Below are 13,680 nucleotides of genomic sequence, written 5' to 3'. Positions count from 1 at the left end.
TGTTCAGATGTAAGTAATAAAACAACAAGTTTAGTATATTCTAAATTAAAGGTTGGTTGTTGGTGAGGTTGGATTTTTGAGTGATCAATAAAAAACGCCACTTGCTTTACAGTTTAGTGGCGTTTTTTACTTAGCCTTACTGGCATTGGGAGGCTAGCTAGTCCTAGGGTTGCAGCTGCTATCCTATAAAAGGTCTATTTTGTAGTCGATATAAATACGGTTACCGTTAGTGTCGCCGACTAGCGTGTTTCCTCTGTAGGTCCAATTGTTCCAGCGAACTGATAGGCCTTTTAACATGGTGTCTTGGAAGGAGTACTTGATATTAGAGCCGCGCTCCCATTCGGAGTCACGTCTTGTATTACCTCGATCATCTATATCATAACCATAGGTATACGCGGTATCGAGTGACAGCCCTGGTATTCCTAAATCTGAAAAGTCATAAGAGAAAGCAACTTGCCAGGTTTTTTCATCTTCAAAGTTGAAGTCAGACCAGTTTCGTGAAGTCCAGGCACTGATGGGACCATAATCTTTATCACCATCCCAACTATATTGGAAGTCATCACCGCCTATTCTTGAGTGAGATAAGGAAATAGTGATAGGCCCACCTGATAACTGAGCATTGTAGTTTGTATAGCTGGAATCATACTCGTCAGCCATGTTATGAGTAGGATGATTATTGCCATCCTCTTCAGACCATTGCTTATTGGCTTCTATGTATAATGTTGTGTCATTACCTAGATCATAGGTGTAGTATATTTTAGCAAAAGTTTGTTCAAGAAAGCCGTCAGAGCTACCATGATCCAGGGCAAAGCCTAACCCATTATCTAACTCATAACTGCCGCCGAAGGTATTTACATAGTCTACATCATTGCCAAAATCATCGAAGCTTGAACCATCCCGTTCAGAGATTTCTGTTACTCGATTGACATAAAATTTTGCTCCATAAAGATTTGCCTCAATCATGCCACCCTTAAAGGAGCTGGGTAGTAAACGAGAACCAGATGTCATTAATAAGTTGGTTCCCATATCTACTCGCCCATAAATACCATTCAGGTTCATATTGTCATCGCCTACTTTGGCTTTAACAAAAGCGCGGGCAATTTTACTGATGCTGTCTATGCCATCTTGTTCTGAATCCCGTTGAGAAAAATTGGTAAAGTTTGTGCCGGGGTCATCAAGTTTGACGCCGCCAAAATAAGACATATCAAACCCAATAATATCGGCAAAATAACCAGAGGAATAATTGAGCATAACGCCTTGTCCCCACTCCCGGTTATCAAATCGATTCTGGCTGGTTCGACCATCGCGGTTAAAATAAACATTCCTGAGGTGTAACTGCAAAGAGCTATCGTCAATAAAGCTCTCAGCTTGAACAGGTGTTGTATATGAGGTGGTTGCAGCAACTATCGCAGCAGTTAATGCAGAAAGCTTAAGTGTTTTCATTGTTGAACCTACTCCTAAGGTATTTATGATTACCTATTCCTAAGGTTTTTCTCTGACGCCATTTACTGAGTTGGCGGCAGATTAGCTTAAATGGCTAGCGCACAAGGTATTTACTTGCATTTAAATGAAATGCTTTGAGTGAGTAATATAGGGATCGCTCATGATTTAGTATGTATTAATATAGCTTAAAAAATAAACAGTCTGACTTAATTAAATAGCTTAGTTTTCAAGCAATATTATTAAAAATTTATTAAATTGGGTGCAAGTTGTTTTAATGTTTATATCTTTAATTCATAGCATGTATGTAAAATTTTATTTTGTTAGGGTTGGACAGGCTATATGAGGGTAGTCAAATAAAACTAGAAAGCGTTTGCTTCAATAGCAGAAAGTAAACACTTAAGGGCAGTGAGCCAGGGTTGATATTTTAGGGCGCCTCTATTAATTGTTTTTGGTCTCTGCGCTGCCTGATAGGCCTTCTGGTAAACCCGCGCTCGGTGTTGTTGCTTTTTATCAGCATGCCTTCAAATCAACACCTTGATTGCGAATTCACCAGAAGGCCAGAGACAGCAAACAATTATTAGCGGTGCCCCTTACTAAGGCTGCCCATTTCCTCTCTAGTTAGGCTATAATGGCGCTCTTTTATTGAGTTGATTTGTAAAGCAGGTTAATAGGTTAAGTAGTAATGATAGAGAAGGTGATAGTCCATGCCTATTTATGAGTATCTTTGTGGCCAGTGTGAACATACCCATGAGGTAATTCAGAAAATTAGCGATGATCCGCTAACTACATGCCCACAGTGTGGGGTAGATGCACTCAAAAAGCTACTTTCAGCCCCTGCTTTCCGGTTAAAAGGCTCTGGTTGGTATGAAACAGACTTTAAAACTGGTGCAAAAAAGAATTTAGTTGATTCAGGTGAAAGCAAAAGCAAGCCTGCAACTGAAAAAAAAGCAACATCAACTCCAGCAGCAACTGGGAGTAATTAAGAACAAGCAGTAATTGCTTGCTATTGATTAGTGTTGGAAGCAGGCATTAAGCAAGAAAATCTATTAAGGCCGTTTGTTAGTGCATTGTTGCTAGTAGATGCACTATTCTTGCTAATCCTATGAATAAAATTGCAGATAGGGTATTACCAATGCGCAGCCATTATTGTGGCGAACTGAACACCTCGTTTATTGACCAAGAAGTAACTTTATGCGGCTGGGTCCATCGCCGTCGTGACCATGGTGGTGTTATCTTCCTTGACTTGCGTGATCGTAATGGAATTGCACAAGTTGTGTTTGATCCAGATACGCAAGACGCCTTTAATTTAGCTGATAAAGTGCGTAATGAGTATGTTATTCAAGTAACTGGCCGGGTCAGACATCGCCCAGAGGGCACGGTTAATTCTGAGATGAAAACCGGTGAGGTAGAGGTGTTGGGCAGTGCATTAGAAATCCTAAATACTGCAGCTACACCTCCATTTCAGTTGGATGAACATGTTCAGGTGGGTGAGGATATCCGTTTAAAATACCGCTATTTGGATTTGCGCCGCCCAGAAATGTTTGAAAAGCTGCAAGTTAGGGCGAAGCTGACGTCTATTATACGACAATATCTTGAGTCAAACGACTTTATGGATATTGAAACACCCATTTTAACTCGTGCTACCCCAGAAGGAGCAAGAGATTATTTGGTTCCTAGTCGTACCCATTCAGGTGAGTTTTTTGCTTTGCCTCAGTCTCCCCAATTATTTAAGCAATTGCTGATGATGGCAGGGGTGGATCGCTATTATCAAATTGCCAAGTGTTTCCGTGACGAAGACTTAAGAGCAGACCGCCAGCCAGAGTTTACTCAGGTTGATATTGAAACCTCCTTTATGGATGAATACGCCATTATGGGTATGGCTGAAGGGTTAGTCCGCCAGGTGTTTGATGACTTGTTAGGCGTACAGCTCGGTGAGTTTCCAAGAATGACTTATCGAGAAGCGATGCAACGCTTTGGTAGTGATAAGCCTGACCTACGTATTCCTTTAGAGTTGGTTGATATTGACCACCTAGTTAAAGATGCTGAATTTAAAGTATTTAAAGGGCCTGCTAATGATTCCAAAGGCCGGGTAGCGGCACTGCGTTTACCTAATGGAGCTAACCTGCTGACCCGTAAGCAAATTGATGATTATGGAAAATTTGTAGGTATTTATGGGGCTAAAGGGTTGGCTTGGATTAAAGTCAATGATCTTAGCCAAGGTGTTGAAGGGTTGCAGTCACCTATTGTGAAACATATCGAGTCACAAGTAATGGCGGTAATGGAAGCTGTGGGTGCTGAAAACGGTGACATTATCTTCTTTGGTGCAGATAGAGCCAGAGTAGTCAACGAAGCCCTGGGAGCTCTCCGGATTAAGCTAGGTGAAGACTTACACCTTTATAAGAATGAGTGGGCTCCTTTGTGGGTAGTTGACTTCCCAATGTTTGAAGATGCCAGCGAAGGTAATTTAACCCCACTCCATCACCCATTTACTGCGCCTGCATGTAGTGTAGAAGCACTTAAGCAAAACCCTGAAGAAGCCCTTTCCAGAGCCTATGATATGGTGCTGAATGGTTGTGAGTTGGGTGGCGGCTCTATTCGTATTCATCAGCAAGATATGCAGCAAGTGGTGTTTAATATTCTGGGTATTGATGAAGTGGAAGCAGAAGAAAAGTTTGGCTTTTTATTATCAGCCCTCAAATATGGTTGTCCTCCTCATGGTGGTTTAGCATTTGGTTTAGATCGTTTGGTAATGTTACTCACTGGAGCTAGCTCAATTCGTGAGGTGATTGCCTTCCCTAAAACCCAGAGAGCAGCCTGTTTGTTAACAGATGCGCCAGGGGAGGTAGACAATAAGCAGCTTCGAGAACTAAATATCAGACTCCGCAAGCCAAATGCTGCAGAGTAATTAGATTATCTCTGAAGGGTTAGCCGTGATCGGCTAACCCTTTTTTGTCTTATTTGCTTTTAACTTAAGGGGCATCTTTAAAAATGTCCTTAACAGGTTATCTCTCTTTGATTTTATCTTAGCGAGGAAGATTTATGGCAGGTCATAGTAAGTGGGCCAACATTAAACATCGCAAGGCAGCTCAAGATGCCAAGCGAGGAAAAGTTTTTACCAAAATCATTCGGGAGCTTGTTGTTGCAGCCAAGCAGGGCGGCCCTTTACCGGAAGATAATCCACGGCTGCGGGCAACAATGGATAAAGCGCTGGCAGCCAACATGACCAGAGACACCATTGACCGGGCGATTGCTCGGGGTGCTGGTACCAATGATGCGGACAACATGGAAGAACTCACTTATGAAGGGTATGCGTCTGGTGGTGTAGCGGTGTTAGTTGAAGTAATGACAGACAACCGCAATAGAACGGTTGCTGAAGTACGTCATGCATTTAGTAAGCATGGTGGTAATTTAGGTACTGATGGTTCAGTAGCCTATCTGTTTTCTAAAAAAGGCCAATTAAGCTTTGCTCCGGGTGAAGATGAAGAAAAATTAATGGATGTGGGTCTTGAGTCAGGAGCAGAAGATGTAGTGACAAATGATGACGACTCTATTGATGTTATTACCGATCCAGCAGATTTTGGTCAAGTTAAAGATGCTTTAGTAGCGGCTGGTTTGGAGCCGGCTAATGCAGAAGTGACCATGATTGCATCAACAGTGGTGGCACTTGATGAAGATCAGGCAGAAAAGGTAATCAAGTTGATAGATCGCCTGGAAGACTTGGATGATGTGCAAAACGTTTACACCAATGCGGATTTTCCTGCTGAAGCATTAGAGTAACCAGTACACCTTTATCTGTTGTACATAACACTGAGAATACCATTCCAACCATAACTATTGTTCTCATTAGGCCATAAATGACATGAGTATGGCCTAATGGACTTGCTAGGCAAGTAAGTTAAAACTGCTTTTTTGAATACTCAACTAAGCGACTAGCCACCAGCCCAGTAGCATCAGCAAAAAAAGTAGACCAATAGTGGCCGATATTTTGAGTAGTAGCCAGGGTGATTCCATCGTTTTTACTTTTTATTAGTTTTACTGTAAGCCTACGCCCAAAAGAGCGTTTAAAGTACAGGTTTTTAGTAACAAACGTTGCTACTTTGTAACTGACAGCTGTTTTCCACTCATATAAAAAATCATGCTGTAAAAACAAGCTCAAAAATAAAATTGGCATCAAGTTATGTATATGTGTACAGTATTATTAACCTGACTTTATAGTTTTATATGAGCCTTATCCTTGGTATTGACCCAGGCTCAAGAGTGACTGGGTATGGCATAATTAATCAACTTGGAAACCGCTGTGAGTATGTAACCAGTGGTTGTATTCGTACTAATACTGATTCACTTCCAGATCGGTTGGCCCAAATTTTTCAGGGTGTTTCCACCATTATTGAACAGTTTTCACCTCAGCAAGTGGGAGTGGAGCAAGTATTTATGGCACGCAATGCTGATTCTGCATTGAAGTTGGGGCAAGCAAGAGGTGCTGCCATAGTTGCTGCAGTTAATCATGGCTTGCCAGTATCTGAATATTCAGCCAGGCAAATAAAGCAGTCAGTGGTTGGTAAAGGAAGCGCTGAAAAAAGCCAGGTACAGCATATGGTACAACAACTGTTGCACTTGAACCGATGTCCACCCAGTGATGCCGCTGACGCACTGGCTGTCGCTTTATGTCATGCCCATACCCAGCAGAGTCTGATAAAAATTGCCGGCACGAGAAGTGTTCGCCGGCGGAGAATTCGCTAGTTAAAATACTTGCAGCTAAATATGAAGCAACTGTCAATGAACGAGAATATTGAGTCATGATTGGTCGAATTAAAGGGGTTTTATTAGAAAAACAACCACCTCATTTGCTAATTGATGTTCAGGGGGTGGCCTATGAGGTGGATGCGCCCATGACCACTTTTTATCAGTTGCCAGAAACAGGGCAGACTGTCGTGTTATACACACACTTTGTGGTAAGAGAAGATGCTCAACAGTTATATGGGTTTGCTGCTAAGCAAGAACGAGAGCTATTTCGGGTGCTTATTAAAGTCAATGGAGTAGGCCCAAAGCTGGCACTCACCATTCTGTCGGGTATGAGTTCTGATAGTTTTGTGCGCACGGTTCAGGATAATGACGTGGCTAGTCTAGTGAAGCTGCCAGGGGTCGGGAAAAAAACAGCTGAAAGGTTATTGGTAGAAATGCGTGATAAGTTAACCAGTTGGTTACCCATTGATTCAGACTCAACCACAAGTGTTACTGAACAGGTCATTGCTCCTGAAAATTACTTAGACGACGCTATCAGTGCATTAGTATCTCTTGGTTATAAACCACAGCAGGCAACTAAGGCAATTAAAGCACTGCCTGATCAGAAATTACCCAGCGAAGAGTTGATCCGCCAAGCGTTAAAAGCAATGGTGTAACTGAAAGCATAGGCTTGTTGCAATAATAAGGGTACTAGAAAATAAGGTTAGTGCCTGTTATTCCGTATCCATTACTTTTGCAATGTCCTCAAATTAGTGGGGAGTGAGTTAGATAAAACAGGTGATCTATAAACGATGATTGAAACGGATCGTTTAATTGCAGCAACTGCAACGCCCGTAGAGGAAAGCCAAGACCGAGCGATTCGGCCAAAGCGTTTGGCTGACTATATTGGTCAGGCTTCTGTACGTGAGCAAATGACTATTTTTATTGAGGCGGCGAAGCGACGCAGCGAAGCCTTAGATCATACCTTGATATTTGGTCCGCCTGGTTTAGGTAAAACCACATTAGCGAATATTTTGGCTTATGAAATGGGGGGGCAAATTAAAACCACCTCAGGACCTGTGTTAGAAAAAGCCGGCGATCTGGCTGCAATGCTAACTAATTTGGAAGCGGGTGATGTACTGTTTGTTGATGAAATTCACCGCTTAAGCCCCGTGGTAGAAGAGGTTTTATATCCCGCTATGGAAGACTACCAGTTGGATATTATGATTGGTGAGGGTCCAGCAGCACGTTCCATTAAACTGGATCTGCCGCCTTTTACCCTAGTAGGAGCAACCACCCGGGCTGGTTTGCTAACTTCGCCACTGAGAGATCGTTTTGGTATTGTTCAGCGACTGGAATTTTACTCAGTTGAGCATTTAGCTACGATTGTGCAGCGCTCTGCAAATATACTAGGTGTGTCTTTAGACGAAGAGGGGGCTGTAGAGGTTGCTAAACGTTCACGAGGAACGCCCCGAATAGCCAACCGCCTACTAAGGCGAGTAAGAGACTTTGCAGAGGTAAAAGGTTCAGGAATTATTACCCAAACGGTTGCTGATCAGGCACTTAGTATGCTGGATGTAGATCACCAGGGGTTTGATCAGATGGATAGACGACTACTGTTGGCCATGATTGAGAAATTTGCAGGGGGGCCTGTGGGTGTCGATAGCTTGGCTGCAGCCATCAGCGAAGAGCGTGATACCATTGAAGATGTATTGGAACCCTATTTAATTCAGCAGGGCTTTATCATGCGAACACCCAGAGGCCGGGTTGTTACTGAGCGGGCCTATCTCCACTTTGGCTTATCTATGCCTGAGTCTTGACCCAAAACTCTATCAACTTTAGCGTATTAAGAATTTTTTGTACCACTTTTTGGTGCTTGTTTTTTTATTTTGTTTGAGGAAACAGTGAGTGGATAACTTTGAGATTCGCTGCCGCGTATATTTTGAAGACACCGATGCGGGTGGGATTGTTTACTATGTAAACTATTTGAAGTATATGGAGCGGTCAAGAACGGATTTATTACGTAGTCTAGGGATTGAACAGCATTCGCTTCTCGAACAAAATGTGATGTTTGTTGTCCATAGTTCATCAATTAACTATCGTAGTCCAGCCAGGCTGGATGATGAATTAAAAGTGACAGCAATAGTTAAGAAATTGACAAAAGTAGCTATTATTTTTATACAACAAGTGGTTAATTGTCGGACAAATGTTTTATGTTGCGAGGCTGAAGTAAAAGTGGCTTGTGTGTCGTCTATTAATATGAGGCCAACAATGATTCCAACCAGTTTGCAACAAAAAATACAATTACTCTAGGTAATTTCACGAAAACGGGAAAAGAGAGGTGGTATGATCGGCCTTTCGCCTGCTGAGGCTGTGTCACCTTTTATGTTGTATTACCCAGGATGTAATGCAGCTTAATATATAAGTGTCACCTTACATAAAATAGCTTGAGGGTAAGTATTGTGGCAGAAATGTCAATTTGGTCCTTAATTGCCGGCGCTAGCTGGATTGTACAGCTGGTGATGCTGATATTACTGTTGGCATCCATTGTGTCATGGGTAATGATTTTGCAACGTGGTTTTTTATTATCTAATACCAAACGGAGTGCTATTACATTTGAAGATCGGTTTTGGTCGGGAATGGATTTAAGTAAATTATTCCGCCAAGTCACCAGTGAGCCTGATCCTGATAATGGGATGGAGCATTTATTTAGAGCGGGTTTCAAAGAGTTTACCCGGCTAAGGCAAGACTCCAATGCAGACCCAGATGCAGTGATGGAGGGGACTCAACGAGCAATGCGAGTGGCTTTGGCGAGGGAGCAAGAACGTTTAGAGCAAAACTTACCCTTTCTTGCTACGGTGGGTTCAATCAGTCCTTACATCGGTCTGTTTGGTACGGTTATTGGCATTATGAATTCATTCCGAGGGCTTGCTAATCAAACTCAGGCAACCTTGGCTACTGTTGCTCCTGGTATTTCCGAAGCACTGGTTGCAACAGCAATGGGGCTATTGGCTGCAATTCCTGCTGTGGTGGCTTACAACAAATACTCTGCAAAGGTTGATCAACTATTAAATAGTTACGATACCTTTTCTGATGAGTTTTCCAGTATTTTACACCGTAAGGTACATACACGAGTTAAGCAGGGATAAGCAGCATGGCTACTAAACGTATTCGGCGTAAGCCAATGTCAGAAATCAACGTGGTGCCATACATTGATGTGATGCTGGTGCTGTTGATTGTGTTTATGGTAGCCGCTCCGATGTTAACCCAAGGGGTTAATGTTGATTTACCAAATACTGATGCAAAGCCACTTGATGTTAAAGAGGATGAAGAGGCCATTATTGTTTCAGTAAAACCTGATGGCACGTATTACATCAATATTGGTAAGGATCAAGAGCAAGCTGTTCCCCTAGAAAAAATACAGGAGCAGGTTTCTAAAATAATGAAGGTTAAACCTAACCGCTTAGTGTTAATCAAGGGGGATCAACAGGTTGACTATGGCACAGTTGTTCAGGCAATGGCTGCCTTGCAAGCAGCCGGTGTACCCAATGTTGGCTTGATTACCGATCCACAGGAACAAACAGGTTAATAAGAAGTTATTGTTGTGAGATTGCCTAACGGTTATACCTTACCTGCTACGATAGCAATAGTCCTACATATCACTGCTATATTGGCAGTGGCCAATATTTGGCAGAAGGAACATCAGTTTCCTGTTAAAGCGACCCCTGATCACGTTAAGGCAAAACTGATTGCCTTAAAACCGGCTACTAATAAACCTGCCGTAGCTAAAAAGCCACCTGCACAAAAGCCACGTTCACAACCAGATAAAGACAAACTGGCTGAACAAAAAGCAAAAGAAGCAGCCAAAAGAAAAGCGGAAGCAGAAAAGCAAAAGCGTATTCAGCAAGAAAAAGCACGCAAAGCACAGCAAGCTAAGCTGAAAAAGCAAAAGGAAGAGCAGGCTCGCAAAGTACGTGAAGCTAAATTAAAACAGGAAAAACTGAAAAAGCAAAAAGAAGAGCAAGCCCGTAAAGAAAAACTAAGACAAGAGAAGTTAAAAAAACAGCGTGCAGAAAAAGTACGCCGTGAACGGGAAGCTAAGTTAAAGCGGGAGCGTGAAGAAAAACTCCGTAAACAGCGAGAAGCAGCTAAAAAAGCCCAAGAAGCAGAACTTGCGGCGCTGTTAGCTGAGGAAGAGGAGGCAGAAGAAAATGCCCGTATTGCTGCAACTCAAGCTGAGAAAGTTTCAGCAATTGTTGGAGTGATAACTCAAACAGTACAAAACTACTGGAGTCGCCCACCTACCGCTAGAAGAGGAATGCAGGTTGTTCTGCAAATTCAGATGGTGCCAACAGGTGAGGTGATTAATGTCACAGTAACTCAGTCCAGTGGTGATAGCGCCTTTGATCGTGCAGCTGTTCGTGCAGTAGAGAAAGCAGAGCGTTTTCCTGAAGTGCGACAGATAAATTCTGTAACCTTTGAAAGAGACTTTCGTAGTATGAGATTTGTTTTTAGACCGGAGGATTTAGCAGGGTGATAGGACGACATATAAAAGCTGTTTTTACAGCACTGTTATTAGTATTTATGGCCCAATCTGCCTGGGCCGGCTTAACCATTGAAATCACTAAGGGCAATGATAGTGCAGTACCTATTGCGGTGGTGCCTTTTGGAGGAGATACCCCTCCTCATGATGTGGCTGAAATAATTGGTGCTGATTTAAAACGAAGTGGCTTATTTGAGCCCTTTGCCCCTGGCAATATGTTGAGCTTGCCACAAACCAAAGAAGATGTGGTGTACAGCGACTGGCGTAAGTCAGGTGTCGATTATCTGGTTATTGGTAATGTTAAAAAAGAAGGTAACCGCTATAAGGCAACCTTTGTTTTATATGATGTGATTAAACAACAACAGTTGTTAGAACACAGCTATGCTAGCTCTAATCATAGAAAAGTTGCCCACAATATTAGTGATGATATTTATGAGAAGCTAACAGGTAAACCTGGTGCATTTGATACCAAAATTCTCTATGTCACTTCTACCCGAGCAGCCGCCAATAAGATTAGATATAAGTTGAACTATGCTGACTCCGATGGGTTTGGTGCCAAAACCATACTAAATTCTTCAGAGCCTATTCTTTCACCATCCTGGTCACCTGATGCAAAAAAGGTGGCATATGTTAATTTCAGTAAAGGCCGGCCTGGTATTTATATTCAGGATATTTATCAAGGTAAACGCCTACGAATGACAGCGTTTAAAGGATTAAATAGTGCTCCAGCCTGGTCACCAGATGGTCGTAAGTTAGCGATGGTGCTGTCGAAAGGTGGAAACCCTGATATTTATATTATGGATGTTGCCACTCGTCAGTTACGGCAGATAACACGACACTTTGCAATTGATACTGAACCCAGCTGGATGCCTGATGGACAACACCTGGTGTTTACCTCTAACCGTGGTGGTGCGCCACAAATATACCAGGCCAATGTGCAGACAGGCAAAGTTAAGCGATTAACTTTTGAAGGTAAGTACAATGCCAGAGCCAGGGTTTTCCCTGATGGAAAATCGATTGCCATGGTTCATAAAGGCGAAGGTATTGCCCAATTTAATATTGCCGTTTTGGAGCTGGATTCTGGGCGGTTACGATTATTAACCTCAACACCACTCGATGAGTCACCAAGTGTTGCACCTAATGGCTCTATGTTAATTTATGCCACCCAGCAACGAGGTCGAGGAGTATTGGCTGCGGTTTCTGCGGATGGCGCTGTGAAGTTAACCCTGCCATCATCCGAGGGAGATGTAAGAGAGCCAGCCTGGTCGCCCATTAATAAATAAGCGTGAAAGTGCTGGTAATTTCTGATATTTTACGTCGCCAATAAAAGATATAAAACAGGAGTTGGATATGCAATTGGTTAAACTTGGTAAGGTTGTTCTGCTTGCTTCTTCTGTCGTGTGGCTAGCAGCTTGTAGCTCTACCGGTGGTAAGGGTACAGGTACTACTGATACAGTGGAAGATGACTCTACCGCAAGCATTACGACTGACAGCATTGATGGTGGAGTAGATTCATCTTCAGCTGCATTATTGGATAAGAAAATCTTCCTTTTTGAGTTTGATGATTCCAAAATTAGCCCGGATGACTATGCGGCACTTGATGCACATGCGAGTGCATTAGTTGCTAATAGTAATAAGTCAATTACTATTCAAGGTCATACAGATGAGCGTGGTACTCGCGAATATAATTTAGCGTTGGGTGAGCGTCGGGCGAATGCAATTAAAAAGTACCTGGTTATTAAGGGTGTTGCACCTTCACAAATAGAAGCAACTAGCTATGGTGAAGAACAACCAGTTGCTTTTGGTCATGACGAAGCTTCATGGTCGCAAAACCGTCGTGCAATTATTATTACCAACTAAGGGTACCTTATAATTAACTTGTATTTTATCCCCAATTTATCCAGCTGACTTTTTGCAATAATGTAGTGTAGGCCTGTAAAGTCTACACTATTTGTTTCTTGTCAGCGGACTCTGGGTCAGAAAGTTTCAAGTTATTATTTAAGTGATCCTAAAAATTGGTTGCCGATAAAAAATACAGGAGTTTTTAATCCTGTATTTTTGATTTTAAGTGAGTCTTTTTGAGGTACCAGTTAAGACTCTCTTATACTTAAATATAAGTTCAGTGGGTTGAGGGGATAGTGATCGTTATGGCAAAAGTAAATCGCTTAACCACAAAAGCTTGTTTGCTTGGAGTCGCGTTAGTATGTGGTGTTTCCTCTATTACATATGCTGAGGTGCCAGTGGTTAGCTCAACGCCTCTTGGTAAGCAGCAAGGTAGTCAACGTGGTGCCAGCCAAAATACTACAGCTGGACTGTTATTTCAGTTAGAGTCTTTACAGCAGGAAGTGCAAACACTACGTGGTTTAGTGGAAGAACAAAACTACACCATCGAACGAATGCGCCGAGAGCAGAAGGATCGTTACCTGGACCTTGATCGCCGTATTTCGCAGCTATCAGGTGGTGGTGCTACTTCGGCAGCTGGATTACCAACAGCAAATCCTGATCTCACTCAAAACCCTTCCAGTAGTGCTTCAAGCCAGTCGAGTGGTCAACCAAATGTTGAAAAACAAGCTTATAAAGACGCTTTTAACTTAGTACGACAAAAGCAGTATGATAAAGCAAAAGTTGCTTTTACAGCTTTATTAAAGCAATTTCCCAAGGGAAAGTATGCGGCAAATGCTCACTATTGGTTAGGTGAGATTTATTTTACCAGTCAGTCTCTAGATCAAGCTAAGGCTGAGTTTGAGCAAGTAATTAACCAGTTTCCTTCCAGCCGCAAAGTACCTGATGCCATCTATAAGTTAGGTCGGGTGCTGTATCAACAAGGCCAAACTGATCAGGCAAAGTCAATGCTAAATCGAGTGACTAAAGATTACCCCAACTCATCAGCTGCCAGGTTATCTAGCGCTCTGTTGCAGACTATTCGCTAATATTCTTAATTTTCTTAATGCAGGGTTGTTAGTTGGTAAAGC

At 42.4% G+C, this 13,680-nt stretch carries 15 protein-coding genes; 13 read left to right on the top strand and 2 right to left on the bottom strand.

The window, feature by feature from the left end; translation table 11 throughout:
* Positions 1-183 precede the first annotated feature (183 nt).
* Complete coding sequence (locus ORQ98_RS10290; RefSeq protein WP_274688711.1) at positions 184-1,443, bottom strand: OprD family outer membrane porin; 1,260 nt, start codon at positions 1,441-1,443, stop codon at positions 184-186.
* Between the two features lie 704 nt (positions 1,444-2,147).
* Between ORQ98_RS10290 and ORQ98_RS10285 the strand changes: the two genes are divergently transcribed.
* The 3 genes from ORQ98_RS10285 (at position 2,148) to ORQ98_RS10275 (ending at position 5,220) form a co-directional block, all read left to right on the top strand.
* Positions 2,148-2,426 (top strand): FmdB family zinc ribbon protein, encoded by a 279-nt coding sequence (locus ORQ98_RS10285; RefSeq protein WP_274688710.1) that lies wholly within the window; start codon positions 2,148-2,150, stop codon positions 2,424-2,426.
* Between the two features lie 149 nt (positions 2,427-2,575).
* Positions 2,576-4,348 (top strand): aspartate--tRNA ligase, encoded by a 1,773-nt coding sequence (gene aspS, locus ORQ98_RS10280; protein WP_274688766.1) that lies wholly within the window; start codon positions 2,576-2,578, stop codon positions 4,346-4,348.
* A 134-nt stretch (positions 4,349-4,482) separates the two neighbouring features.
* On the top strand, positions 4,483-5,220 hold the full coding sequence (locus ORQ98_RS10275) for a YebC/PmpR family DNA-binding transcriptional regulator (protein WP_274688709.1): 738 nt from the start codon (positions 4,483-4,485) through the stop codon (positions 5,218-5,220).
* A 118-nt stretch (positions 5,221-5,338) separates the two neighbouring features.
* Here ORQ98_RS10275 and ORQ98_RS10270 read toward each other — a convergent pair whose 3' ends face one another.
* A complete protein-coding gene (locus tag ORQ98_RS10270) occupies positions 5,339-5,614 on the bottom strand; it encodes a hypothetical protein (RefSeq protein WP_274688708.1) in 276 nt (91 codons plus the stop codon).
* Between the two features lie 50 nt (positions 5,615-5,664).
* Here ORQ98_RS10270 and ruvC point away from each other — a divergent pair, with 50 nt between their 5' ends.
* The 10 genes from ruvC to ybgF all read left to right on the top strand — a co-directional run bounded on the left by ruvC (position 5,665) and on the right by ybgF (position 13,638).
* Positions 5,665-6,183 (top strand): crossover junction endodeoxyribonuclease RuvC, encoded by a 519-nt coding sequence (gene ruvC, locus ORQ98_RS10265; RefSeq protein ID WP_274688707.1) that lies wholly within the window; start codon positions 5,665-5,667, stop codon positions 6,181-6,183.
* A gap of 56 nt (positions 6,184-6,239) precedes the next feature.
* A complete protein-coding gene (gene ruvA / locus ORQ98_RS10260; protein WP_274688706.1) occupies positions 6,240-6,842 on the top strand; it encodes a Holliday junction branch migration protein RuvA in 603 nt (200 codons plus the stop codon).
* 135 nt (positions 6,843-6,977) lie between these two features.
* Positions 6,978-7,985, top strand: coding sequence for a Holliday junction branch migration DNA helicase RuvB (ruvB, locus tag ORQ98_RS10255; protein ID WP_274688705.1), 1,008 nt, complete (start codon positions 6,978-6,980; stop codon positions 7,983-7,985).
* A gap of 88 nt (positions 7,986-8,073) precedes the next feature.
* Complete coding sequence (gene ybgC / locus ORQ98_RS10250; protein WP_274688704.1) at positions 8,074-8,478, top strand: tol-pal system-associated acyl-CoA thioesterase; 405 nt, start codon at positions 8,074-8,076, stop codon at positions 8,476-8,478.
* A 158-nt stretch (positions 8,479-8,636) separates the two neighbouring features.
* Positions 8,637-9,314 carry a protein TolQ gene (gene tolQ / locus ORQ98_RS10245; RefSeq protein WP_274688765.1) on the top strand — a complete coding sequence of 226 codons (678 nt, stop codon included), beginning with the start codon at positions 8,637-8,639 and terminating at the stop codon, positions 9,312-9,314.
* Between the two features lie 5 nt (positions 9,315-9,319).
* Positions 9,320-9,754 carry a protein TolR gene (gene tolR, locus ORQ98_RS10240; RefSeq protein WP_274688703.1) on the top strand — a complete coding sequence of 145 codons (435 nt, stop codon included), beginning with the start codon at positions 9,320-9,322 and terminating at the stop codon, positions 9,752-9,754.
* 15 nt (positions 9,755-9,769) lie between these two features.
* Positions 9,770-10,702 carry a cell envelope integrity protein TolA gene (tolA, locus tag ORQ98_RS10235; protein ID WP_274688702.1) on the top strand — a complete coding sequence of 311 codons (933 nt, stop codon included), beginning with the start codon at positions 9,770-9,772 and terminating at the stop codon, positions 10,700-10,702.
* Positions 10,699-11,991 (top strand): Tol-Pal system beta propeller repeat protein TolB, encoded by a 1,293-nt coding sequence (gene tolB, locus ORQ98_RS10230; protein ID WP_274688701.1) that lies wholly within the window; start codon positions 10,699-10,701, stop codon positions 11,989-11,991. Before tolA ends, tolB begins: the two co-directional genes overlap by 4 nt.
* 67 nt (positions 11,992-12,058) lie before the next feature.
* A complete protein-coding gene (gene pal / locus ORQ98_RS10225) occupies positions 12,059-12,568 on the top strand; it encodes a peptidoglycan-associated lipoprotein Pal (protein ID WP_274688700.1) in 510 nt (169 codons plus the stop codon).
* A 287-nt stretch (positions 12,569-12,855) separates the two neighbouring features.
* Positions 12,856-13,638 carry a tol-pal system protein YbgF gene (gene ybgF / locus ORQ98_RS10220; protein WP_274688699.1) on the top strand — a complete coding sequence of 261 codons (783 nt, stop codon included), beginning with the start codon at positions 12,856-12,858 and terminating at the stop codon, positions 13,636-13,638.
* Positions 13,639-13,680: the final 42 nt, after the last annotated feature.

Source organism: Spartinivicinus poritis (genome assembly GCF_028858535.1).
Lineage (GTDB): Bacteria > Pseudomonadota > Gammaproteobacteria > Pseudomonadales > Zooshikellaceae > Spartinivicinus > Spartinivicinus poritis.
The sequence above is the reverse complement of the archived record's forward strand: the minus strand, read 5'-3'. Positions and strand labels throughout refer to the sequence as shown.

Excerpts from the sequence above, each read along its gene's own strand:
- ybgF (WP_274688699.1), top strand. The coding sequence starts at position 12,856 with ATGGCAAAAGTAAATCGCTTAACCACAAAAGCTTGTTTGCTTGGAGTC.
- ORQ98_RS10285 (WP_274688710.1), top strand. The coding sequence starts at position 2,148 with ATGCCTATTTATGAGTATCTTTGTGGCCAGTGTGAACATACCCATGAG.
- ruvB (WP_274688705.1), top strand. The coding sequence starts at position 6,978 with ATGATTGAAACGGATCGTTTAATTGCAGCAACTGCAACGCCCGTAGAG.
- ORQ98_RS10275 (WP_274688709.1), top strand. The coding sequence starts at position 4,483 with ATGGCAGGTCATAGTAAGTGGGCCAACATTAAACATCGCAAGGCAGCT.
- ruvC (WP_274688707.1), top strand. The coding sequence starts at position 5,665 with ATGAGCCTTATCCTTGGTATTGACCCAGGCTCAAGAGTGACTGGGTAT.
- pal (WP_274688700.1), top strand. The coding sequence starts at position 12,059 with ATGCAATTGGTTAAACTTGGTAAGGTTGTTCTGCTTGCTTCTTCTGTC.
- tolR (WP_274688703.1), top strand. The coding sequence starts at position 9,320 with ATGGCTACTAAACGTATTCGGCGTAAGCCAATGTCAGAAATCAACGTG.
- ORQ98_RS10290 (WP_274688711.1), bottom strand. The coding sequence starts at position 1,443 with ATGAAAACACTTAAGCTTTCTGCATTAACTGCTGCGATAGTTGCTGCA.
- ORQ98_RS10270 (WP_274688708.1), bottom strand. The coding sequence starts at position 5,614 with ATGCCAATTTTATTTTTGAGCTTGTTTTTACAGCATGATTTTTTATAT.
- tolQ (WP_274688765.1), top strand. The coding sequence starts at position 8,637 with ATGTCAATTTGGTCCTTAATTGCCGGCGCTAGCTGGATTGTACAGCTG.
- ruvA (WP_274688706.1), top strand. The coding sequence starts at position 6,240 with ATGATTGGTCGAATTAAAGGGGTTTTATTAGAAAAACAACCACCTCAT.
- aspS (WP_274688766.1), top strand. The coding sequence starts at position 2,576 with ATGCGCAGCCATTATTGTGGCGAACTGAACACCTCGTTTATTGACCAA.